The following is a 21,385-nucleotide window of genomic DNA, read 5'->3' as shown; positions in this document are numbered from 1 at the left end:
ATCGGATGGGCGAGCGTCGGCTTCTCCGGCTGGGATCTCCGGCAGCATGAATGCGGCTGCCCTCTCCGGACTGTCGAGCGGTGCCCCTGCGTCGCTGCCCGGCCAGCTGATCGAGGCCGCGCCCGACGCCTGCGTGCTGCGCTTCCCCTTGCCGCCCTCGCTGCCGATCCCGCTGCACGTGTCGGCGCCCGAAGGTTTGCGTCTGGTGACCTGGGCCCTGGACGGGCTCGGCGCCGGTGCGACGGAGGGGCCCGTCTGCCTGCTGGTGCTCGAAGGCGACGGCGCCGCCCTGCGCGACAGCGTGACCGTCGCCACCCATTTCCGCGATCTCGCGGTGCAGCCCGCCCCCGCCTGGGCCGACGCCCTCAGCGCAGCCGAGCGGATCCTCCTCGCGCGGGCGCTGCTTTCCGCGGGCACCGCCGGCCTCGCGCCGCTCGGACGCCTGTTCGGTCTCGTCGAGGCGGCGATCGCCGCGCTGCCGGCCGCCGAGGATGCGCCGGATCTCGCGGACGAGGACGGCGGCTGGTCGCTCGGCGGTACGGCGGTTCCGCACGGCCTGCTGTTTCGCACCCGCGCCGGCTGGGGCTGTGCCAGGGTCGCGCGCTCACGCCTGCGCTTCGGCAATCATCCGAGCAAGCATCCGCGCCAGAACCTGACGCTCGAACCCGTCTGGGGGGCGCCTCCCGAGGGTCTGCCCGAGCGCTCCTACGCGCTCAGTGCCCACGGCTTCACGGCGCTGACGAGATGACCTTCGTGACGCATATGGGCCTCGTGACGCGATGGGCCGCCTGATGCCGCCCGACAGGCCGGACAAGCCAGCGATCCTCGTGCTCGCGCCGATGCCGGCGGCGCCCGTGAGTGCCGGCAACCGGCGCCGGCTCGCGGCCACCTGCGAGGCGCTGACCCGCGGCGGCTTCGCCATCGACCTCGCCTATTACGCCCACGAGGATCAGATCTACCGCCGTTTCGGCCAGCACCCGCCGACCGACTTTCGGGCGATGGAAGCGACGTTCCGGAACGTCTTCCTGATCGAGGCGCGGACCGTGATTCCGCTCAAGACGCGCGCGACTTCGTTCGGGATCGACGAGTGGTGCCCCGACGAGGTCGGCGCGTTCGTCGCGTGGTACTTCTCGGCCTATCCCAACACCGGCGCGGCGCTGGTCAACTACGTCTTCCTCTCGCGCGCCCTGGAGCGGGTGCCGCCGGGCGTGTTGACGCTCATCGACACCCACGACCGCTTCGCCGGCCGCCAGAACCAGTACCGGCCGTTCCGCGCCGAGCCGAACTTCTTCTACACCGACGCGGCCGGTGAGGCGCAGGGGCTGTCGCGAGCCGACGTCGTGCTGGCGATCCAGGCGGCGGAAGCGGGCATTTTCGCCGGCCAGACCGACAGCCGCGTCCTGCTTCTGCCGCCGCATTTTCCCGCGCGGAAATCCTTCTCCGTGCCCGATCAGGTCAAGCGGATCGGCTTCCTCGGCCACGGCAACGACCCGAACCTGTTCTCCATCGGCCGGTTCATCCGCGTCTGGCGCGACGGCTGGACACCGGATCGCCCCGAGCTCGTCATCGCCGGCGAGATCTGCCGCAGCCTGCCCGGCGTCGAGGGACCGGGCGTGCGGCTGCTCGGCTATCTCGACCGGCTCGACGAGTTCTACGCGCAGGCCGATCTCGTCGTGGCGCCGATGCTCATGGGTTCCGGGCTCAAGATGAAAGTCGGCGAGGCGCTCTCCTTCGGTCGCCCGGTGATCGGCACCGAGATCGGACTCGAAGGCTTCGAGCCCGAGGCGCCGGCCCATCGCTGCCGCGACGCGGAGGCGGTGAAGGAGGTGGTGCTGGCGGTGGCCGACGATGCCGACGCGCTGGCGCAACTGACGCGGGCGAGCGAGGCGCTGTTCACCCGCTACGCCGCGGCGGCCCTGGCGGCGGAAGCGGAGCTGACCGGGCTGCTGAGGGCGCGTTGCGGTGACCGTGCCCTCGCCTCGCCCGCCAGGCAGGATGTGGGGCAGGGAACTCCTGAAGCGGAGCGAGCAGGTACGTTCCGAGGCGGCGGCCTCGTTCTGACCTGCGAGACCTCCGCCCGCTCCCTGCCCGCCGCCGACCCTGATCTCGGGGTGCTGGTCGCTACCGAACGAAGGCCGGGACAGGGCACGGCGGACGTCTACACACCCCGGCGGCAGCGCTGGTTCGCCCATGCGGACGCCTCCGTCGACGGCGCGCCGCCGGATCTCGGCGCCCTCGACGTCGCCCTCTCGCCCGAATGGGTGCGTGACCGTAAGCTGACGCCCGAGACCCGCGTCGCGCTCGCCCGCAGCTTCGCGGGCATCCAGGCCGATTGGGAGACGCGAGGCCGGATCGTCGGCCGCGCGGGGGATCGCATCGAGATCGCGACCCTGCTGCCCGGCGTTCTCGTCAACGGCACCCATCCGGCGGTGGCCTTCCTGATCGCGGAGGAGGGGGCTTCCGAACTGCGCCTCGAACGGGTCACGCCGCTCCACCGGCGCGGGACTGATATCTATGCCGATCTCACCGGCCGTCTGCCCGCGCCGCTCCCCGTGAGCCTGTCCTTCCGCGCGGCTTCCATGCCGTCGGACGGCCGCCGCCTCCTGTTCCTCACCGATGACGGGATCGGCCGGATCTTCCTGGCGGAGGACGCGGCCCAACCCATGACCGGACCATGAGCGAGATTCCCGCCGTTCCCCTGCTCGACACCGTCGATCCCGGTATCGGGCGCCGCGCGGCGCTCGCCGAGGCCGCGCTGATCTTCGACGCGATCGTCCGCAACGGCGTCCGCCTCGCCTTCGCGCCGCAGCCTGAGCCGGACGTCTCCATCGTCATCGTCGCCCGCGACGCCCGCCACCTCCTGGCACTCACCCTCACCCGCCTCTGCGCGGGGCAGGTTCTGGCCGGCGTCAGCTTCGAAGTCGTGCTGGTCGACAACGCCTCGGCGCCGGAGACCCGCGCCCTCTACCGGCATCTCGACGGGGTCACGCTGATCGAGAACGCCACCAACACCGGCTTCGGCCCCGCCTGCAACGCCGGCGCGGCGCGGGCGCGGGGGCGCTACATCCTGTTCCTCAACCCGGATGTCGATCTCCTGCCCGGCGCGCTGGCGGCGATGGTCGCGACCTTCCGCGAGTACGAGGGCACCGGCATCGTCGGCGCCCGACTCGTCTTCCCTGGCGGCGTTCTGCAGGAATCCGGCGCGGGCTTCCGCGACGATGCCGGGCTCACCCATCCGCACGGCCGCGGCAACGCCGACCCCTTCGCCCCCGAGCACGCCGCGACCCGCGATGTCGGCTACGTCTCGGGCGCCGTGCTGATGATCGAGCGGGACCTGTTCGAAGGCCTGGGCGGCTTCGACCCGCTCTTCGCCCCGGCCTATTTCGAGGACACCGACCTCTGCCTGCGCTGCCATCAGGCCGGGCGGCGGGTGATCGTGCAGCCGCGGGCCACGGCGATCCACTACGAGAACGCCACCAGCGCCCGCCGCGAGGATGTGGAGGCCCTGCTCGATCGCAACCGCGCCCGCTTCCTCGACCGCCACCGCGCGAACCTGTTCGCGCAGGGGCCGCAACCGAGGGGAACGGGCCTCCTCGACCACGATCCCTGGCGCCTGCGCGTGCTCTACGTGGATGACCGGGTGCCGCATCTCGATCTCGGCGCCGGCCTGCCGCGGGCCAACGCCATCCTCAACGCCATGGCGGGTCTCGGCTACGCGGTGACCTTCTTTCCGAACTACGAGGCGGATGCGGAGGAGGCGCAGCGCTACCGCGATCTCGATGAGCGCATCGAGATCGCCTATGCCAGCGGCGACGACGGCTTTGCCCGCCTGATCACCGAGCGGCGCGACCATTACGACGTGCTGTGGGTCAGCCGGCCGCACAACATCCTGTTCGTCACGCAGGCGCTGCACGCCGCCGGACTCGACCCGCGGGGCTTCGTGCGATCGAAAGTGATCTTCGACTCGGAAGCCCTGTTCGCGCTGCGCGACTTCGTGACCGGGGCCGCGACCTCGGGCAGCGCGGTCGCCGCCGATCTGGCGTGGCAGGCCGAACGTGAGACGCGCCTGTTCGGCCTCGCCGACGCCGTGGTCTGCGTCTCGCCCGCAGAGGCGCGGGTGCTCGCCCGCTACAGCGCCTGCAACGCCACCGTGCTCGGCCACGCCCTGACGCTGCCGGAGGCGCCGACGCCGGGTTTCGCGTCGCGGAGCGGTTTCGTCTTCGTCGGCGCGCTCGCCCGCGAGGGCCAGCCCAACGTCGATTCCCTCGATTGGTTTTTCGGGAGCGTCTGGCCCCTCGTGCGCGGTGCGCTGCCGGAGGCGGCACTGACGATCGTCGGCGGAATCGCGCCGGAGATCCGGGAGCGCTACGCCCGGGAGCCGGGCGTGCGGGTCACCGGCCGGGTGCCCCAGACCGAGCCTTATCTCGATGCCGCCCGCGTCTTCCTGGCGCCCACGCGCTTCGCAGCCGGCATCCCGCACAAGGTCCACGAGGCGGTGGCGCGGGGGCTCCCCTGCGTCGTCACGCCGATCCTCGCCGATCAGGTCGGCTGGGAGGATGGCGCCGGCCTTCTCATCCGCGATTGGCGCGATCCGAAGCCCTTCGCCGAGGCGCTGGTGGCGCTCCACGAGGACGCCGCCCTTTGGGATCGCGTCCGGACGGAGGGAGGACGGAGAATCGCCGCGGATTGCGACGCCGGTGCCTTCGCGACGGCGATCCGGGCGCTCTGCGAGGCGCAGGTGGTGGCATGAGCACCTCTCCCGTCGCCCGCCTCGTCGGCCTCGCCACCGGCCTCCTGCGCCGCGCCGTGATCGGCCGCGTGCCGAAGCTGTTCGACACCGCCTATTACCGTGAACGCAATCCGCGTGTCGCGCGCAGCGGCCTCGACCCGTTCCTGCACTATGCGTGGTTCGGCGCCCGCCGGGACCGCAACCCGAGCGCGGACTTCGACACCGCCTTCTACCGCCGCCAGAGCGGCCGGACCCGGCTCGATCCTGTCCGCCATTACGGGCAGATCGGCGCAAAGCAGGGCCTCGATCCGAGCCCCGGCTTCAGCACGAGCCTCTATCTCGCCCGCTACCCCGACGTGGTCGCGGCCGGAATCAACCCGCTGCTGCATTTCCGCACCGATGGCCGGGCGGAAGGGCGCGAGGCGGCACCCTCGCCGATCGAGCCCGATCGCCTGCGGGCACTCGACGGCGTGGCCGAGGACCATGTTCTCACCTTGCCCGAGGCGGAGGGCGGGCGCTTCGCCCTGACGCTGCTGCGCGAGAGTCCGCTCGACGGCGCCGCGGATTTCGCGCCACGCTTCTGCCTTCAGCTCTGCGTCGACGGCGTCGAGTACGACGCCCTGCTCGACGCGTTCCGCGCCTTCGAGACAGGCGGGCATGAGGCCCTGGCCCTTGAGATCGACACCGGCGCCGGTCCGCACCCGCCGATGCCGACCCAGCTCCTCGCCTTCGAGCGCTGCTTCGTCTCGCGCGAGCGCGACGGCCGGGTGCTGCGTCTGCGCTACGCCGAGATGCGGGCCTGGGACCTGCGGCTCAAGCGCCCCGGCGTGGCGGCGGTGTTTTCCGGCGGCCATTTCTCCACACAGCGTTTCGCGAAGGGGGAGGGGTGGCCGGCGGCCTGATCCCCGCCCGGCATCCGGGAAACCGGGGCGGCGACGCGCGTTCCTCCGTGAAGGACGCGAGCAGGTTCATCACCATGAGCGACGACGACCGCCAGCCGCGCGCGGAGCGCCCCGATTCGACCGGGACCAATTCCAGGCCCCGCGACACCACCATCGGCCAGACCGGCGAGGGCATCCCCGACGATAGCGGGCGGCCGGTGCAGGTGGACGAGGCGGAGGCCAAGCGGATCGAGGAGAAGATCCGCAAGCTCTGAGGGTGGCGCGGAGCACTTCTGCCACCGTCGCGATCCGGATCGCGGACGCCGAGCCTCGCGATGACGGAGAGGAGGACCCATCCGTCATCGCGAACGTCGACGAGCCAAGCCGGCAGCGCGAGGGTCGGCCTCCGTCCTGTGGCCTTCTCCGTCTCAGACCGTCCGCTCGGAAAAGATCGCCTTCTTGACGATGGCGTGGACGCCCCAATTGCCGTCGACGACCTGGGTGATGCCGAAATCGACGGCGACCGACATCAGCGAGATCGCCTCGTCCTCGGTCAGACCCTTCGCCTGCATCAGGAACTGACGCATCTTGCGGAAGGCATCGCGCATGGCGAGGTCGATGGAGGATTTCTGGAAGATCGCGTTCTGCGCGTCCGGCCCGAGATCCTTCAGATAGTTCGGGTAGCTGAAGCCCGAGAGCACCCAATCCTCGCTCGTCTCGATCATCGGGAAGTCGAGGGCCTCCAGCGAGGTGCCGGCGAGATCGGCCTTCTTGTGCAGGATGAACTGAAAGGTGCCGGTGAGCGAGCACTCGATCGCCGTGCCGCACAGCTCCGAATCACCCTGGCTCGCATGGGGGTCGCCCACCGAGAACAGCGCGCCGGGCACGGCGACGGGGTAGTAGAGCGTCGCGCCCTTGCCGATGCGCCAATTGTCGATGTTGCCGCCGGTGTAGCTCGGCGGAATCGAGTTCACCATGTCGGCCTCGGACGGCGCCAGGCCCATCGTGCCGAAATGCGGGCGGATCGGCACGCGGATGCCCTTGAGCACGTCGAAGCTGCGCCGGGTCTTGGTGTGATCGACCGGTAGGCCGGGATAATCGATCGTCGGGTGGTCACGCCCGTCGGGATCGGTGACGCCCGGCCAGGGAAAGCTGTAGACGGCCTTGGCCCAGTCGCGTTCGCCGCTGGCATCGACCTCGTAGATCGTGACGACCTCGCGTTTGTTGCCTCCCAGCATGTCGTTGTAGTGGTAGCCCCACCACGCCGCGGCGTTGCTGCCGAAGGTCCGGCCCCTGAATTTCGGGTTGGCGGAGGGGCGCGGCGCGACGTCGAGGATGCGCACCTCCAGAACGTCGCCGGGCTCCGCCCCGCGGATCGCCACCGGGCCGGTGCAGATATGGACGCCGAGCCCGCCGCCGGGGCCGAGCTTGGAATCCTCCGGCCCCGCGCCGCGGCGGGCGACGCCCTTACGCTCCTTGGTCCAGAGGAACACGCTCTCGGCGCCGGGATCACCCGTCACCATGCGCTCGGCATCGTCGTTGGCGTGGTGGGTCAGCGTCTCGATGGTGACGAAATCACCCGAGTCGATCTCGACCTGGGGTTTGAGCTTCTTCGAGAAGTAGCCCCAGTGCACGGTCTCGGCATTGGCCGGGAGGTGGTAGTGCGCGGTCTGCTTCAGCCGGCCCGCGCTGCTCTGCGCCAGCGCCGGGCTCACCAGCGTGAGCCCGCCCGCAGCGAGGGCGGCGGCCCCTCCGGTCGCGACGAAACCGCTCTTCAGGAAGGCACGCCGTTCCGGCTCCATGTCGCGCCGATAGCGCAGCCGATGCTCGGCGAAGGCGGCACAGGTCGGGTCGTCACCAAGGCACATTGCAGACTCCAGGCGCGTTCAACGCATGGATCTGAATGCAAAATCACAGCCAAGCTCGAGCCCCGTCGCCCGGCTCGGGCGACGGGCCTCGATCGGCGGGGCTCACTCCGAGAGCGGCCCGGCGCCCGGCTCGGCTTCGGGGGCGGCGTCCTGTACGGCTCCGGCCTGGGCCTCGACCACCGCCGCGGCGGTGACGTTGACGATGCCGCGCGCCGTCACGGAGGGCGTGAGGATGTGCGCCGGCTTGGCCGGTCCGATCAGCAGGGGGCCGACCGGCAGGGCGTCGGCGAGCACCTTGGCGAACTGGAAGGCGATGTTGGCGGCGTCCAGGTTCGGGAAGACGAGGATGTTGGCCGCACCCTTCCAGTTCGAACCCGGAAGAACCCGGTCGCGCACGAGTTCGGACAGGGCCGAATCCGCCTGCATCTCGCCGTCGGCCTGGACGTCCGGCGCGCGGGCCTGGATCAGTTCGAGGGCGCGACGCATCTTCTTGGCCGAGTCCGAGTCCGACTGACCGAAATCGGAGTGGCTCAGGAGGGCGACCTTCGGCGTAAGACCGAAGCGGCCGACATGGTTGGCGCAGGCGATGGCGACGTCGGCGATCTCCTCCGCGCTCGGATTCTGGCGGACATGGGTGTCGGCCAGGAAGTAGGCGCCCTTCTTCGTCACGATGAGGCTCATCGCGGCGAAGTCGAGGAGATCCGGCGCGAGGCCGATGATGTCGCGGATGACGCGCAGGCGGGTCTCGAACCGGCCCTCCAGGCCGCAGATCAGGGCATCCGCCTCGCCCCGGCGCACGGCCAGCGCGCCGATCACCGTGCTGTTGGTGCGCACCAGCGTCCGCGCGAGGTCCGGCGTGATGCCGCGCCGCCCGGCGACCTCAAGGTAGGTCGAGACGTAGGCGCGGTAGCGCGGATCGTCTTCCGGGTCGATCAGGTCGAAATGCTCGCCGTGGCGAAGGTCGAGGCCGAAGCGCTTGATGCGGGTCTCGATCACCCGCGGACGACCGACCAGGATGGGGCGTGCCACCTTGTCCTCGACGACGACCTGGGCCGCGCGCAGCACCCGCTCGTCCTCGCCCTCGGCGTAGATGACGCGCTTGGGATTGTCCTTCGCCTTGGAGAAGATCGGCTTCATGATGAAGCCGGAGCGATGCACGAAGCGGTCGAGCGATTCCGCGTAGGCCTGGATGTTCTCGACCGGCCGCCCGGCCACGCCCGAATCCATCGCCGCCTTGGCCACCGCGGGCGCGATGCGCAGGATCAGCCGGGGATCGAACGGGCTCGGGATCAGCGAATGGGGCCCGAACGGCCGGGCCTCGCCGCCATAGGCGCGGGCCACGACGTCGGAGGGCGCCTCGCGGGCGAGCGCGGCGATCGCCTTCACCGCGGCCTTCTTCATCTCCTCGTTGATCGCGTGCGCGCCGACGTCCAGCGCCCCGCGGAAGATGTAGGGGAAGCAGAGAACGTTGTTGACCTGATTGGGGAAGTCCGAGCGCCCGGTGCAGATCATCGCGTCGGGCCGCCGCTCCTGGGCAAGGTCCGGCATGATCTCGGGATACGGATTGGCGAGCGCCATGATCAGCGGCTTCTCGGCCATCTTCTCGAGATATTCGGGCTTGAGCACTCCGCCCGCCGAGAGGCCGATGAACACGTCGGCGCCGGGGATCACCTCGGCCAGGGTGCGCGCCTGAGTCTCTTGCGCGTAGACGTCCTTCCAGCGGTCCATCAGCTCGGACCGGCCCTTGTAGACCACGCCCTTGATGTCGGTGACCGTGATGTTCTCGCGCTTGGCGCCGAGGGAGACCAGCAGGTTGAGGCAGGCGAGCGCCGCCGCCCCCGCGCCCGAGGTGACGATCTTGGCGTCGGGGAGCTGCTTGCCGGCCAGTTCGAGAGCGTTGAGGACGGCGGCTGCGACGATGATCGCGGTGCCGTGCTGGTCGTCGTGGAAGACCGGGATGTTCATCCGCTCCCGACAGCGCTCCTCGACCTCGAAGCACTCCGGCGCCTTGATGTCCTCGAGGTTGATGCCGCCGAAGGTCGGCTCCAGCGAGCAGACCACGTCGACGAGCTTGTCGACGTCCTTCTCGTTCACCTCGACGTCGAACACGTCGATCCCGGCAAATTTCTTGAACAGGACCGCCTTGCCCTCCATCACCGGCTTCGAGGCCAGCGGGCCGATATCGCCGAGGCCGAGCACGGCCGTGCCGTTCGAGAGCACCGCGACGAGGTTCTGGCGGATCGTGAGGGTCGCGGCCTCCTGCGGGTCGTCGTGGATCGCCATGCAGGCGGCGGCCACGCCGGGGGAATAGGCGAGCGCGAGGTCGCGTTGGTTGCCGAGCGGCTTGGTGGCCTGGATCTCGAGCTTTCCCGGTTTCGGCAGTCGGTGGTAGACGAGCGCCCCGGACTTCAGATCCTCGGACATGTTGTCGGCCATGGCGATGCCGTCCTCTTCCGCTCGTTTATGCGCGCCCGCACCCTCGTTTCTCGGGGGGCGCTGTTGAGGCATCTGTTGCAACGGCTGAAGCGGGGGCGCAACCCGCACAACGAAACCCGACTTCATCTCGAAAAGCTGGCGCGCCGCTGGAATTTTTCAATCGGGCCATACTCTTACGGGCGGCCGAAGGTACGCTTCCCGGAATCGGGGCGTCGGCTGACGATCGGCCGGTATTGTTCCATCGCCGACAAGGTCGAGATCCTGCTCGGCGGAGACCACCGGCTGGACTGGATCTCGACCTATCCTTTCGCTGCCATGTCTGGATTGTGGCCGGGGGCGAATGCACCGCAGGATTACCATGCCTCGCGCGGCGACGTGACCATCGGCAACGATGTCTGGCTCGGCTCGGGCTGTCTGATCCTGTCGGGGATCACCGTGGGCCACGGCGCGGTGGTGGCCGCCCATGCCGTCGTCACGCGGGACGTGCCGCCCTACGCGGTCGTCGCCGGCAATCCGGCGCGGATCGTGCGGCGCCGCTTCGACGAGGCCACCACCGCGGCGCTCGTCGAGGCGGCGTGGTGGGATTATCCGCACGAGACCGTGATGCGCTGGATCCCGCTGCTCCAGAGCGGCCGGGTGGAGGAACTCATCGCCGCGGTGAGGGCCGAGCGCGCCGTTGCGGGACCGCCCCGATTGCCGTAACCGGCCAGCAAGATCGTCAGGAAGTCACGACCCATGTCCGAAACGCCCCCCGACCGCCTCTCGGTGAATCCGAACAGCCCCTTCTACGACGAGGCGATCCTCGCCCGCGGCGTCGGCATTCGCTTCAAGGGCGTCGAGAAGACCAATGTCGAGGAGTACTGCGTCAGCGAGGGCTGGGTCCGGCTGTCCGCCGGCAAGGCACTCGATCGGGCCGGCAACCCGATGACGGTCAAGCTCAAGGGCCCGGTCGAGCCGTATTTCCGCGAAGAGGGCTGAGGAGAGGCCCGACGCGGGAGCCGCTCGATCGACGCGGACACCGCCTCGGCTGGCCCGCCCAGCGTTCGAGCCGCGCCCGATCCGCCGTTCCGGCGGGTCAGCCGGCCTTCGAAGGGGCGATGAAAACGAAGAACCCCGCCGGAGCGGGGTTCGTTGGCGGGGTGAGATGAGGCTGGCCGTCAGACCGCCATGCGGTCCTCGCCCTCGAGCGGCTCGCGCAGCACGTAGCCGCGGCCCCACACGGTCTCGATGTAGTTCTTGCCCTCGGAGGCGTTGGCGAGCTTCTTGCGCAGCTTGCAGATGAACACGTCGATGATCTTCAGTTCCGGCTCGTCCATGCCGCCGTAGAGATGGTTGAGGAACATCTCCTTGGTGAGCGTCGTACCCTTCCGCAGGGAGAGGAGTTCCAGCATCTGGTACTCCTTGCCGGTGAGGTGCACCCGCGAGCCGGAGACCTCGACGGTCTTCTGGTCGAGGTTCACGATCAGGTCGCCGGTGGTGATGACCGACTGGGCATGGCCCTTCGAGCGGCGCACGATGGCGTGGATGCGCGCCACCAGCTCGTCCTTGTGAAACGGCTTGGTGAGGTAGTCGTCGGCGCCGAAGCCGAGGCCCTTCACCTTATCCTCGATGCCCGCCATGCCCGACAGGATCAGGATCGGGGTCTTCACCTTGGCGACGCGGAGCGAGCGCAGCACCTCGTAGCCCGACATGTCGGGAAGGTTCAGATCCAGAAGGATGATGTCGTAATCGTAGAGCTTGCCGAGATCGACGCCCTCCTCGCCGAGGTCGGTCGTGTAGGTGTTGAAGTTCTCGGACTTGAGCATCAACTCGATGCTCTGCGCCGTCGCGCTGTCGTCCTCGATCAGAAGTACGCGCATCGTGATCCCCACCGGACAGGCCGTTTCGGGGCGCTTGAGACAAGCCGCCGCCGGTCGTCCGCCGACGGCCTCGGCGGACGCTCCCTCATTCCCACTTTCGAAACGCTATTCCTTAACCGTTAACAAAAGCCGAATCCCGCTTGCAAGCGCTGTCCCTTTCGAGTCCGGGACCGATTCTCGCCATGGTTGGCGATCTGTTCTCCATCCGCAGGGGCTTTTCCAAGGCCGAGAATCCGTGCCGCCGGCTAACCCCTTCATTTCGCTGAGGTTGGCCGTTCTGTTGCCGAAAGGAGACGGATACCATTCGTCGCATTTTCAATACGCTCCAGCCGAGGACGCCCCCGGCGGAGCGGGGTCCGAGCACCTTGGCGGAGGACCGCGCGGTGTTAAGACATCGGCCGGTTCGGTGACGAATGGCGGTTAACGGGGTCGAGGGCGCATGACGCAGGAGCGCGGCTCCGGGGGATTGTCGGCGGCGCTCGCCGCGCTCTCGACCGTCGAAACCCTGGAAACCTTCGGCCGAGTCACGGCGATCCGGGGCCTCCTGGTCGAGGTGGCCGGTCCGGTCTCCGCCATGCGGCTCGGCGGCCGCATCGATGTGGTGGTGGAGGGCGGCGGAGCGGCGACGTCGACCGCGACCGTCCCATGCGAAGTCATCGGCTTTGCCGGCGACCGCGCCCTCGCCATGCCCTTCGGCTCGCTGGAAGGTGTGCGCCGCGGCTGTCCGGCCCTCGTGCGCGACGAAGCGGCGGGGGCCATCCGTCCCTCCAACGCCTGGCTCGGACGCACGGTCGACGCCCTCGGGCGACCCATCGACGGGCTCGGCCCGCTCGCCCAGGGCCCGGCGATCTATCCCCTGCGGGCCGACCCGCCGCCGGCCCACGGACGAAGGCGGGTCGGGCCGCCGCTCGACCTCGGGGTGCGCTGTATCAACACCTTTCTCACCATGTGCCGCGGGCAGCGCATGGGCATCTTCGCCGGCTCCGGCGTCGGCAAGTCGGTGCTGCTCTCGATGCTGGCCCGCTACACCGCGGCCGATGTCGCCGTGATCGGCCTCGTCGGCGAGCGCGGGCGCGAGGTGCAGGAATTCCTGCAGGACGATCTCGGCGCCGAGGGTCTTGCCCGCTCCGTCGTGGTGGTGGCGACCTCCGACGAGCCGGTGCTGATGCGCCGCAACGCCGCCTACGTGACGCTGGCGATCGCCGAGTATTTTCGCGATCAGGGCGCCCAGGTGCTGTGCATGATCGACTCGATCACGCGCTTCGCCATGGCCCAGCGCGACATCGGGCTCGCCGGCGGCGAGCCCCCGACCGCCAAGGGCTACACGCCCACCGTCTTCTCCGAGCTGCCGCGCCTGCTCGAACGGGCGGGGCCGGGGGTCGGGGAGGGAGCGATCTCCGGGCTGTTCACCGTGCTGGTCGAGGGCGACGACCACAACGAGCCGGTGGCGGATGCCGTGCGCGGCATCCTCGACGGCCATATCGTCATGGAGCGGCGCATCGCCGAGCAGGGGCGCTATCCGGCGATCAACGTGCTGCGCTCGGTCTCGCGCACCATGCCGCGGTCCTGCGACCCGGCCCATCTCCCGACGGTTCGCCGAGCGCGCAAGGTGCTGGCGACCTATTCCGACATGGAGGAATTGATCCGGCTCGGGGCCTACCGCGCCGGCTCGTCGCCGGAAGTGGACGAGGCGGTGGCTTTGATGCCCGATCTGACGGCTTTTCTGGGGCAGGGTAAGGAAGAAGCAACCTCCATCGGCGAGGGTTACGCCCGGTTGGCCGCCATCGTCGGCGGCGGGTGAGGCGGCTTCGAAAGCGCGTCGGGTCACGGTCCGGAAGGATCGCGGCGCCGATCGGGCCGCTTTCCAGCGTAGCGTGGAGTGGATGGCCCGACATGAAATCGCGTGACACTCTGATCCGGCTGCGTCGGTTCCAGGTGGACGAGAAGCGCCGCCGGGTTGCCCAGATCGAGATGATGATGGCCGACTTCAACCGCATGGCGGCCGAACTCGACCGTGAGGTCGCGCAGGAGGAAGCCCGCGCCGGGATCTCCGATCCGGCCCATTTCGCCTATCCGACCTATGCCCGCGCCGCGACCGGCCGCCGGGACAACATGCGCCAGTCGGCCGCCGCCCTGGAGGGCCAGCTCGCCGAGGCCAAGGCCGAGCTCGGCGAGGCGTTCGAGGAACTGAAGAAGGTCGAGATCCTGGAGGACCGCGAGCGCTCCGCCGAGCGCGCGGCCGAGGCCGCCCGCGAGCAGGCCGAGATGGACGCGATCGGGTTGCGCGCCCGGGCCTGACCGGCTGGATCGGGTCGGGCGTCGGCGGCGAGGCCGGCGACGCCGCGCGCGCCGGCGGTGAGCCTGCAGGACGGCCGGATGGGGCGTTGCGCAGCCGCGTGCTGCCTGCGGTCTGTGGCTTCGGCCCGTCGACTGCCGTGCGGCTGCCCCATGGAACCGTGAAGCGACCCTTCGGTTTTAACCTATGTCGTCGGCATCGCGCCGCCCTCGCGCGCTCCGCTTCTTCATAGGTGCGACATGCGGCAGTCTGGAACCGGGATCCTGCTCGCGGCTCTCCTGACCGGCGCCACTCCCACGCTCGCGTTTTCGCAGAATGTCATGGCCCTGGATGGCAGCGGTTCTCGAGCGACCGTCTCTGCTGCGCGCGAGGTGACGGCGACGGCCGTGGCCCGGAACGTGATCACGCCGGACGGCATGGGCTATCGGGTCGACGTCTTCGGCGCAGCGCCCGGTTCGCGGGTCGTGGCTGCTCAGAACCTCATCACCCCGAACGGGGCGGCCCCCGTCCCCAACGTGAATGATTGCACCTTCATCCGGGACCCGATCGCCTTGCGCGATTGCATCAATCTCTACGAGGGCCAGCGCCTCGCGCCGGGACCGCGTGCCGGCGCGCTTCGCCAGGGTCTGATCACCGATGAGGGACTGATCGAAGCCGCCGGTCCGATCCCGGGCTCGAACAGAAGTCGGTCCGGCAACCGGGAACGGACAGTTGCACCCGATGCGAAGGGGTCCAACCCCGTCTACATCCAACAGGTCGCGCCTTAGCTCCTGATCGCCCATTCACGGGATCGGCCCGGCACGATGCCGATTCGGCTTCTTCTATTTGAAGTTGTGTATCGAATCCGGTACTCTGTTCAGCTGCGCATAATCCTCTCTGAACGCGACTCTTCGGCATGAAACCGTCATGATCGGGCGGCAAGACCCGGTTGCATCGAGACGGTCGCCCCGGTTCCGCTTGCGATGCGCGCGGCCGTGGCGCAGGAGAGACCGCTCCCGAGGAGGCGGCCGGCATCCATGAAAAAAGTCAGTGAAATCTTCTGGGGGCTGGTGGGCCTCGCCGCGGTGGTGGGGTCCTGCTACCTGCTCTGGGGCGAGTTGAAGACCCTATCCTGGGCCAGCATCGAGGCGGCCTTCGCCGCCATCCCGATCCACCACTTCCTGCTCGCGGCCCTCTCCACGCTCGTCGCCTATGCCGCGCTCGCCTGGTACGACCGGATCGCGCTGCTGCATCTGGGCGTGCGCCACATCTCCTGGCTGTTCGTCTCGGTCTGTTCCTTCACGACCTACGCGCTTTCCCACAATATCGGCGCCTCGGTGTTCTCCGGCGCCCTGGTCCGCTACCGCGCCTACACCTCGAAGGGGCTGTCGGCGGCGCAGGTCGCGGTGCTGGTGGCGCTCTGCTCCTTCACCTTCGGTCTCGGCACGATCCTGCTGGGCGGCTTCGTACTGGTCTACGATCCGGGCCTGCTGGCGCGGCTCGACAACCTGCTCCCCGCCGCGCTCACCAACCCGGCCACCTCGCGGCTGGTCGGTTTCGGTCTGCTCGCCTTCGTCGCGCTCTACGTCATCGGCTCGGTGCTGCGCTTCCGCCCGCTGACGATCCGCAACTTCAAGATCGAGTATCCCCGGCCCGGCATCATGGTGCGCCAGCTCATCGCGGCGCCGCTCGAACTGCTGGGGGCCGCTGGCATCATCTACTTCGCCCTGCCGGACGCGTTGAATCCCGGCTTCATCGCCGTTCTCGGCATCTTCCTGGCCTCGTTCTCCGTCGCGCTGGCCTCGCACGCGCCGGGTGGGCTCGGCGTGTTCGAACTCGTGTTCTTCACCGCCATGCAGCTTCAGACCGATGCCGAGAAGGCCCCGGTCCTCGCCGCCGTACTGATCTTCCGCCTGTTCTACCTTCTCATCCCCTTCGCGGTGGCGATCGTGGTGGTGCTTCTCTTCGAGCGCTCCCGACTCTCGAATGCCCTGGGCAAGAACACCAAGGCAGCGCCGGAGCCGCCGCTGGTCGCACCGGGTCTCGACAGTCACGTGATCGAGCAGCGGTTGGAGAAGAAGGCGGTCTGATCCGCAGTCCCGAGCCAATTTGCGGCGGTCGCCTCCCGGAGGCGGCCGCCGCATGCGTTCCCGTCGATGGAAGGTTCCGTGCACAATTCGTCGCAGTGACGAACGGCGTGCCGATCCTTACGTCACGCCGCCGCAGTGGACGAATGAGACACGCGGGCTTGCCGCCCTTTCAGGAACGGTTAAGCTTCGACGGATTGGGGGGCATTGAGGCTCCCGGATGGATATCATGGCTTCGATCAAGATTCGGGTTGCCGAGGACGGCACCTGCTCGATCTGCCGCAACGGCACGATCATCAGCAGCGGACTCACGCGTTCGCAGGCCGACCAGATGGTCGCCGTCCTGCGCGCCATCGAGGGACACGCCTGATCGGCCGCGAGCCCTGAGCGAGCCTTCGCAAGGTTCCTGGGCAGCCCGGTCGGCCCAATCCTCCGAGAGCACCTTCACCTTAAAGACCTGAAACCGAGCCCGCCCTCGCTTGAGGGCGGGCTCGGTTCTTTCTCGTCCCCGCCGAGCTGAGAGCTTCACACCGAGCCGACCGTCCGCAGGCGTGCGCGGGAATGGATCTCCGCCTGACTCATCACCGGGGTCTCGCGGCGGAAGCGCTCGATGATCGAGCGGACGAAGGGGCGAGCCTGGACGGAGGTGACGAGCACCGGCATCTCGCCCATGCGCGCCGCCTGCTCGAAGCGGTCGCGCACCGTGTTGACGAACTCGGTCAGCTTCGACGGCTGCATCGCGAGGTAGCGCTCTTCCCTCTCGCCGACGATCGATTCGAGGAAGGTCTGTTCCCAGGCCGGCGACAGGGTGATGATCGGCAGCGTCCCGTCCGGCCCCTGGTACTGCGCGCAGATCTGCCGGCCGAGGCGGGCGCGGACATGTTCGACGATGTCGCGCGGGTTCTTCACGTGGCCCGCGACCTCGGCGATGCCCTCGACGATGGAGCCGAGGTCGCGCACCGAGACGCGCTCGGCCAGCAGCAATTGCAGCACCCGCTGGATGCCGGTGGTGGCGATCTGCGAGGGCACTACCTCCTTGAGGAGCTCGGTGTGCTCCTTGGGCAGCTCGCGCAGGAGCTTCTGCACCTCGACATGGTTCAGGAGCTCCGAGACATGGGCCTTGATCAGCTCGGTCAGGTGCGTCGAGATCACGGTGGCCGCATCGACCACGGTGTAGCCCTTGAGTTGGGCCTGATCACGCAGGCCGGCATCGATCCAGGTCGCGGGCAGGCCGAAGGTCGGCTCGAGCAGGTGCTGGCCGGGGAGCTGCACCTGCCCGCCCATTGGGTCCATCGCCATGAACTGGCCGGGGAAGACCTGGCCGGTGCCGGCCTCGATCTCCTTGACGCGCACCACGTAGGTGTTGGCCTCGAGACTGACGTTGTCGAGGATACGCACCGAGGGCATCACGATGCCGAGTTCCGACGCGAGCTGGCGGCGCAGAGCCTTGATCTGGTCGGTGAGCCGATCCTGGCCCTCGCCGTTGACGAGGGCGAGGAGCGCGTAGCCCATCTCCAGCTTGAGGTCGTCGAGCTTGAGCAGGTCGGTGACGGTCTCCTCCGCCGGCGCCGCGCCGGGGGCGGCGGAGCCCGGCATGCCCTCCACGGCAGCGGGCGGGGCCTCGCGCTGCGTCTTGGCGATGCGCCAAGCCGCAAAGCCGGCGGCGCCGCCGAGCGCGAGGAAGGGCAGCATCGGCATGCCGGGCAGGAGCGCGATCAGGAACATCACGCCCGCCGACATGCCGAGGGCCTTCGGATAGTTCGCCATCTGCTTGCCGAGCGCCTTGTCGGCCGAACCCTTCACGCCGGCCTTCGAGACGAGGATGCCGGCGGCCGTCGAGACGATCAGCGCCGGCACCTGGCTCGCCAGCCCGTCGCCGATGGTGAGCAGGGTGTAGGTCTTGGCGGCCTCGGCGAAGCCGAGCCCCTGCTGGGCGACGCCGATGATGATGCCGCCCACCACGTTGATGCCGGTGATGAGCAGCGCCGCCACCGCGTCGCCGCGCACGAATTTCGAGGCGCCGTCCATGGCGCCGAAGAACGAGGATTCCTCTTCGAGCGCGGAGCGCCGTGCCTTGGCCGCCTTCTCGTCGATCAGGCCGGCGGAGAGGTCGGCGTCGATCGCCATCTGCTTGCCGGGCATGGCGTCGAGGGTGAAGCGGGCCGCCACCTCGGCGATGCGGCCCGAGCCCTTGGTGATGACGACGAAGTTCACGATGATTAGGATCGCGAAGACGATGATCCCGATCACGAAGTTGCCGCCCATCACGAAGTGCCCGAAGGCCTCGATGACGTGACCGGCCGCCGCGGTGCCCTCGTGACCGTGGCCGAGGATCAGCCGGGTCGAGGCGAGGTTGAGCGCCAGCCTCAGCATGGTCGCGATCAGGAGCAGCGTCGGGAAGACGGTGAATTCGAGCGGATTGTCGATGAACAGCCCGGTCATCATGATCAGCACGGAGAGGATGATCGAGACGGCGAGCAGGAGGTCGAGCAGGACCGCCGGCAGCGGGAAGATCAGCACCACGAGGATGCCCATCACCGCCGTGGCGAAGAACAGGTCGGAGCGCTTCGACAGCGCCTGCAGGCTCGACCGGTCCGGCAGGCGCAGGGACGCGAGGCCGCCGAGCCCGCCTGCCCCCGCCGGTACGGCCTTGGCCGCTTCGCTCATCGCGCCGAATCTCCGAAGACGAATCGCGCCGGCCATCCGCAGGCCCGCACCCGGCAGGATTTGCCGGGTTCAGGGTTAGCGAGACGTTAACGCCGAGGCATGCGGAACCTCGGCTGGCGACAGGGCTTGGTCAGGCAATCGGTCCGGCCCTCGGCTTGGCATCCTGCGGACGAGCCTCGCTCATGCGTCTCCTTCCCCTTCTCTGCATTGCCCTCCTGATGCCGGCATCGGTCCGGGCCGCGCCGGAGCCCGGGGCACCGGCCGTCGCCCCGGCGGAGAAGGCCCACGGGGCGGTGGGGACGCGGCTCGAGCCCGGCGCCAACAGCTTCACGGCCGCGCAGGTGCGGGCCCGGCTGGCCGAAATGGGTTTTCCGGAGGTCGCCGACCTGCATCTCGACGGGCAGGGTATCTGGCGCGGGCGGGCCGAGCATGCCGGCCGCACGCTGCGCGTCGGCATGGACTACCGGGGCGAAGTCTCCGCCGAGTGAGACACACAGCTTAAGGCACGCCGGGTGAAGCCGGTCGATGCCCGAGACAGACGAGAGGAACGACCATGGCAGCACGCGCCGTCACCGCCCTGTTCGACAGCCAGGAGGACGCCGCCCGCGTCATCGACCGCATCGAGGCCGCGGGCGTGACGCGGGCGGATATCGGCATCGTGTCCCTCAACGCCGCGGATCGGCCGGCCGGCTCGGTGTCCGTGCCTTCAGCCGACGCGTCAGGCGTGGCGACGCCCGAAGCTTTGGGCGGGCACGAGAGTTCGGCGGCGGAGGGGGCGGGAGCCGGTGCCACCGTCGGCACCGTGCTCGGCGGTGGCGCCGGATTGCTCGCAAGCCTCGGCCTTCTCGCGATTCCCGGCGCCGGTCCGGTCATCGCCGCGGGATGGCTCGTCGCGGCCCTGTCGGGCGCCGGGGTGGGGGCGGCCGCGGGCGGGCTGATCGGTGCCCTGACCGGCGCCGGCCTGAGCGGAGCCGATGCCGAAACCTATGCCGAGGGGATCCGCCGCGGCGGGACCCTGGTGACCGTGCGGGCCGACGGTGAGGTCGCCGACCGGGTCATCGCGCTCATGCAGCGCGGCGGAGCCATCGATCTCGATGAGCGCGCCGAGGGTTGGCGGGCGCAAGGGTGGACCGGCGGCACCACCGGGGCACCGCCCGCGACTGCAACGCCCGCGCCGGTTCCGGAGCCCGCCCTGGCGCCTGATCCGAGCACCCCGGCCGATCCCACAGCCCCGCACCCGACCCGTCGTCCGCCCAACGAGATCCCGTGAATCGGCAGGTTCAGCTGTAGAGATACTTCCGGATCACGACGCTGAGGCCGAACACCGCCATCGCCACCAGCGCGACGATGCTCGTGATGAGGTGACGGCGCGGCTCGATCGCCGAGATGGGAACCACCGGGCTGACCACGGGCGTGAAGAATTCGATCTGGCGGTTGGCGATGATGCGCGCCTGCTCGCTCGCGGCCAGCACCTTGTTGTAATAGAGCTGAGCGTTCTTGCGCTCGTTCTCCAGCCCCTCGAACTCGGTCATCGCCTCCGACAGCAGGCGCCGCTGATCCGGATCGGTGCTGGTCATCTGCCGTTCGATTTTCTCGATGTTGTCGTCGAGATCCTGGATCTGAGCCTTCAGGTCTTGGATCGGCCGCCGCTCGGGCGAGAGGTCGCGCAGGCTCTGATTGAGCTGGACGGAGAGCTCGATGCGCTTCTTGCGCAGCTCCGCGATAACCATGAGGTTGTTCTTGTTGGCCGATTGCGCATCCAGCACGCCGGCGCGGTTGCGCAGGTCGCGCATGGCGCGCTGCACGGTGAGCAGGCGTTCCTCGGCATTCTTGAGCTCGCGCGTGCTCTCGGCGAGGGCAGCGTTGCGCGACCTGACGCTGAGCTCGTTCACCATCCGCTCGCTCTCGTCCATCAGCGCTTGGGCGAGCCGGTAGGATTCCTCCGGATCGAAGGCGGCGACATTCAGGGTGACGATGCCGCCGTTCGAGTCGACATGGGTCGTGACGCGCTTGCGCCAGTAGCGCAGGAACAGCTCGATCGGCTCGTTGGCATCGAAGCGCGAGAAGAAGTCGATGCCGTCGCGCGAGTACATGTCCCGCAGCGGCATCTGCCGCTCCATCGCCTCGACCATCTGCCGGCTGGCGATGTAGCTAATCGTGATCAGCGTGTCCTGAGCGATCATCTGCTTGGACATCGAGCTGTTGCTGCCCGTCTCGTCGCTCTGCACCTTGTCGACGTTGCCGAGCGCCGGCCGCAGGGCGAAGCGCGCCTCGGTGATGTAGCGGTCCGAGGCGATGAGGTAGAAGTAGCCGGCGGTGACGAGCGTCGGCAGCAGGAAGAGGACCAGGAAGAGGGCGGGGATCCACGGATCGCGCCGGATATGCGTCTGGTAGGCGCGGATGCCCTTCTTGTGATCGGATTGCCGCGCGATGCGCGCGAACCGCTTGAGCGATTCCGCGACGGCGGTCGAGCGGTCGGCGGTGGTCAGCGGTGCGCCGCTCGGACTGCTGATCTCGGTGCTCATGGTCTCGGTGCCCGCACGCCCCCAGCGGTTTGCCGCGCGGCGCTCAGCGCCGCGGCGG

19 protein-coding genes are annotated in these 21,385 nt (G+C 69.1%); 14 read left to right on the top strand and 5 right to left on the bottom strand.

The annotated features are described in order from the left end of the window. Window positions 1-46: 46 nt before the first annotated feature. The 5 genes from HNR01_RS15515 to HNR01_RS15495 all read left to right on the top strand — a co-directional run bounded on the left by HNR01_RS15515 (window position 47) and on the right by HNR01_RS15495 (window position 5,885). Window positions 47-748: a hypothetical protein gene (locus HNR01_RS15515; RefSeq protein WP_183668472.1), complete on the top strand. Its 702-nt coding sequence runs from the start codon at window positions 47-49 to the stop codon at window positions 746-748. A 43-nt stretch (window positions 749-791) separates the two neighbouring features. Then, window positions 792-2,678, top strand: a complete 1,887-nt coding sequence (locus tag HNR01_RS15510) for a glycosyltransferase (RefSeq protein ID WP_183668470.1) — start codon at window positions 792-794, stop codon at window positions 2,676-2,678. Beyond that, window positions 2,675-4,750 (top strand): glycosyltransferase, encoded by a 2,076-nt coding sequence (locus HNR01_RS15505; protein ID WP_183668468.1) that lies wholly within the window; start codon window positions 2,675-2,677, stop codon window positions 4,748-4,750. The genes HNR01_RS15510 and HNR01_RS15505 overlap by 4 nt, the downstream gene beginning before the upstream one ends. Beyond that, window positions 4,747-5,631 (top strand): hypothetical protein, encoded by an 885-nt coding sequence (locus HNR01_RS15500; RefSeq protein ID WP_183668466.1) that lies wholly within the window; start codon window positions 4,747-4,749, stop codon window positions 5,629-5,631. Before HNR01_RS15505 ends, HNR01_RS15500 begins: the two co-directional genes overlap by 4 nt. Window positions 5,632-5,705: 74 nt before the next feature. Further along, window positions 5,706-5,885, top strand: a complete 180-nt coding sequence (locus HNR01_RS15495) for a hypothetical protein (RefSeq protein ID WP_026105962.1) — start codon at window positions 5,706-5,708, stop codon at window positions 5,883-5,885. Between the two features lie 153 nt (window positions 5,886-6,038). Here the strand turns inward: HNR01_RS15495 and HNR01_RS15490 are convergent, their stop codons facing one another. Beyond that, window positions 6,039-7,478 (bottom strand): acetamidase/formamidase family protein, encoded by a 1,440-nt coding sequence (locus HNR01_RS15490; RefSeq protein WP_183668464.1) that lies wholly within the window; start codon window positions 7,476-7,478, stop codon window positions 6,039-6,041. Between the two features lie 102 nt (window positions 7,479-7,580). Beyond that, window positions 7,581-9,914: an NADP-dependent malic enzyme gene (locus HNR01_RS15485; RefSeq protein ID WP_017487261.1), complete on the bottom strand. Its 2,334-nt coding sequence runs from the start codon at window positions 9,912-9,914 to the stop codon at window positions 7,581-7,583. A 75-nt stretch (window positions 9,915-9,989) separates the two neighbouring features. On the opposite strand from HNR01_RS15485, the gene HNR01_RS15480 reads away from it, so the two are divergent. Both HNR01_RS15480 and HNR01_RS15475 read left to right on the top strand, forming a co-directional pair. After that, window positions 9,990-10,616 carry a CatB-related O-acetyltransferase gene (locus tag HNR01_RS15480; RefSeq protein ID WP_183668462.1) on the top strand — a complete coding sequence of 209 codons (627 nt, stop codon included), beginning with the start codon at window positions 9,990-9,992 and terminating at the stop codon, window positions 10,614-10,616. A gap of 33 nt (window positions 10,617-10,649) precedes the next feature. After that, window positions 10,650-10,892, top strand: a complete 243-nt coding sequence (locus HNR01_RS15475; RefSeq protein WP_017487263.1) for a DUF3297 family protein — start codon at window positions 10,650-10,652, stop codon at window positions 10,890-10,892. A gap of 179 nt (window positions 10,893-11,071) precedes the next feature. Here HNR01_RS15475 and ctrA read toward each other — a convergent pair whose 3' ends face one another. Continuing rightward, on the bottom strand, window positions 11,072-11,773 hold the full coding sequence (gene ctrA / locus HNR01_RS15470) for a response regulator transcription factor CtrA (RefSeq protein WP_026105963.1): 702 nt from the start codon (window positions 11,771-11,773) through the stop codon (window positions 11,072-11,074). Window positions 11,774-12,212: 439 nt separating this feature from the next. Here ctrA and fliI point away from each other — a divergent pair, with 439 nt between their 5' ends. From fliI to HNR01_RS15445, 5 genes are all read left to right on the top strand, one after another. Then, on the top strand, window positions 12,213-13,574 hold the full coding sequence (gene fliI / locus HNR01_RS15465) for a flagellar protein export ATPase FliI (protein WP_017487265.1): 1,362 nt from the start codon (window positions 12,213-12,215) through the stop codon (window positions 13,572-13,574). Between the two features lie 92 nt (window positions 13,575-13,666). Then, window positions 13,667-14,071 carry a flagellar export protein FliJ gene (gene fliJ / locus HNR01_RS15460; protein WP_012452679.1) on the top strand — a complete coding sequence of 135 codons (405 nt, stop codon included), beginning with the start codon at window positions 13,667-13,669 and terminating at the stop codon, window positions 14,069-14,071. Between the two features lie 237 nt (window positions 14,072-14,308). Next, window positions 14,309-14,836, top strand: coding sequence for a hypothetical protein (locus HNR01_RS15455; protein WP_183668460.1), 528 nt, complete (start codon window positions 14,309-14,311; stop codon window positions 14,834-14,836). A gap of 249 nt (window positions 14,837-15,085) precedes the next feature. Beyond that, entirely contained in the window at window positions 15,086-16,138 is a 1,053-nt protein-coding gene (locus HNR01_RS15450; protein ID WP_026105964.1) for a lysylphosphatidylglycerol synthase domain-containing protein, read from the top strand. A 226-nt stretch (window positions 16,139-16,364) separates the two neighbouring features. Continuing rightward, on the top strand, window positions 16,365-16,505 hold the full coding sequence (locus HNR01_RS15445; protein ID WP_173807872.1) for a hypothetical protein: 141 nt from the start codon (window positions 16,365-16,367) through the stop codon (window positions 16,503-16,505). 155 nt (window positions 16,506-16,660) lie between these two features. Here HNR01_RS15445 and flhA read toward each other — a convergent pair whose 3' ends face one another. Next, window positions 16,661-18,802, bottom strand: a complete 2,142-nt coding sequence (flhA, locus tag HNR01_RS15440) for a flagellar biosynthesis protein FlhA (RefSeq protein ID WP_183668458.1) — start codon at window positions 18,800-18,802, stop codon at window positions 16,661-16,663. 182 nt (window positions 18,803-18,984) lie between these two features. Between flhA and HNR01_RS15435 the strand changes: the two genes are divergently transcribed. Then, entirely contained in the window at window positions 18,985-19,290 is a 306-nt protein-coding gene (locus tag HNR01_RS15435; protein WP_183668457.1) for a hypothetical protein, read from the top strand. Window positions 19,291-19,355: 65 nt separating this feature from the next. Continuing rightward, on the top strand, window positions 19,356-20,072 hold the full coding sequence (locus tag HNR01_RS15430; RefSeq protein WP_183668455.1) for a general stress protein: 717 nt from the start codon (window positions 19,356-19,358) through the stop codon (window positions 20,070-20,072). Window positions 20,073-20,082: 10 nt separating this feature from the next. On the opposite strand, the gene HNR01_RS15425 is transcribed toward HNR01_RS15430, so the two are convergent. Next, window positions 20,083-21,327 carry a KpsE/RkpR family capsule polysaccharide export protein gene (locus HNR01_RS15425; RefSeq protein WP_153874099.1) on the bottom strand — a complete coding sequence of 415 codons (1,245 nt, stop codon included), beginning with the start codon at window positions 21,325-21,327 and terminating at the stop codon, window positions 20,083-20,085. Window positions 21,328-21,385 lie beyond the last annotated feature (58 nt).

The organism is Methylorubrum rhodesianum (genome assembly GCF_014199985.1).
Lineage (GTDB): Bacteria > Pseudomonadota > Alphaproteobacteria > Rhizobiales > Beijerinckiaceae > Methylobacterium > Methylobacterium rhodesianum.
Note: the sequence above shows the minus strand (reverse complement) of the source record. Positions and strands in the feature narration are given on the sequence as shown.

What these genes read in the sequence shown, in the direction of transcription:
- HNR01_RS15435 (WP_183668457.1), top strand. Translation starts at nt 18,985, where the DNA reads ATGCGTCTCCTTCCCCTTCTCTGCATTGCCCTCCTGATGCCGGCATCG.
- HNR01_RS15450 (WP_026105964.1), top strand. Translation starts at nt 15,086, where the DNA reads ATGAAAAAAGTCAGTGAAATCTTCTGGGGGCTGGTGGGCCTCGCCGCG.
- HNR01_RS15515 (WP_183668472.1), top strand. Translation starts at nt 47, where the DNA reads ATGAATGCGGCTGCCCTCTCCGGACTGTCGAGCGGTGCCCCTGCGTCG.
- fliI (WP_017487265.1), top strand. Translation starts at nt 12,213, where the DNA reads ATGACGCAGGAGCGCGGCTCCGGGGGATTGTCGGCGGCGCTCGCCGCG.
- ctrA (WP_026105963.1), bottom strand. Translation starts at nt 11,773, where the DNA reads ATGCGCGTACTTCTGATCGAGGACGACAGCGCGACGGCGCAGAGCATC.
- fliJ (WP_012452679.1), top strand. Translation starts at nt 13,667, where the DNA reads ATGAAATCGCGTGACACTCTGATCCGGCTGCGTCGGTTCCAGGTGGAC.
- HNR01_RS15495 (WP_026105962.1), top strand. Translation starts at nt 5,706, where the DNA reads ATGAGCGACGACGACCGCCAGCCGCGCGCGGAGCGCCCCGATTCGACC.
- HNR01_RS15445 (WP_173807872.1), top strand. Translation starts at nt 16,365, where the DNA reads ATGGCTTCGATCAAGATTCGGGTTGCCGAGGACGGCACCTGCTCGATC.
- HNR01_RS15510 (WP_183668470.1), top strand. Translation starts at nt 792, where the DNA reads ATGCCGCCCGACAGGCCGGACAAGCCAGCGATCCTCGTGCTCGCGCCG.
- HNR01_RS15455 (WP_183668460.1), top strand. Translation starts at nt 14,309, where the DNA reads ATGCGGCAGTCTGGAACCGGGATCCTGCTCGCGGCTCTCCTGACCGGC.
- HNR01_RS15475 (WP_017487263.1), top strand. Translation starts at nt 10,650, where the DNA reads ATGTCCGAAACGCCCCCCGACCGCCTCTCGGTGAATCCGAACAGCCCC.
- flhA (WP_183668458.1), bottom strand. Translation starts at nt 18,802, where the DNA reads ATGAGCGAAGCGGCCAAGGCCGTACCGGCGGGGGCAGGCGGGCTCGGC.
- HNR01_RS15425 (WP_153874099.1), bottom strand. Translation starts at nt 21,327, where the DNA reads ATGAGCACCGAGATCAGCAGTCCGAGCGGCGCACCGCTGACCACCGCC.
- HNR01_RS15430 (WP_183668455.1), top strand. Translation starts at nt 19,356, where the DNA reads ATGGCAGCACGCGCCGTCACCGCCCTGTTCGACAGCCAGGAGGACGCC.
- HNR01_RS15485 (WP_017487261.1), bottom strand. Translation starts at nt 9,914, where the DNA reads ATGGCCGACAACATGTCCGAGGATCTGAAGTCCGGGGCGCTCGTCTAC.
- HNR01_RS15500 (WP_183668466.1), top strand. Translation starts at nt 4,747, where the DNA reads ATGAGCACCTCTCCCGTCGCCCGCCTCGTCGGCCTCGCCACCGGCCTC.
- HNR01_RS15505 (WP_183668468.1), top strand. Translation starts at nt 2,675, where the DNA reads ATGAGCGAGATTCCCGCCGTTCCCCTGCTCGACACCGTCGATCCCGGT.
- HNR01_RS15490 (WP_183668464.1), bottom strand. Translation starts at nt 7,478, where the DNA reads ATGTGCCTTGGTGACGACCCGACCTGTGCCGCCTTCGCCGAGCATCGG.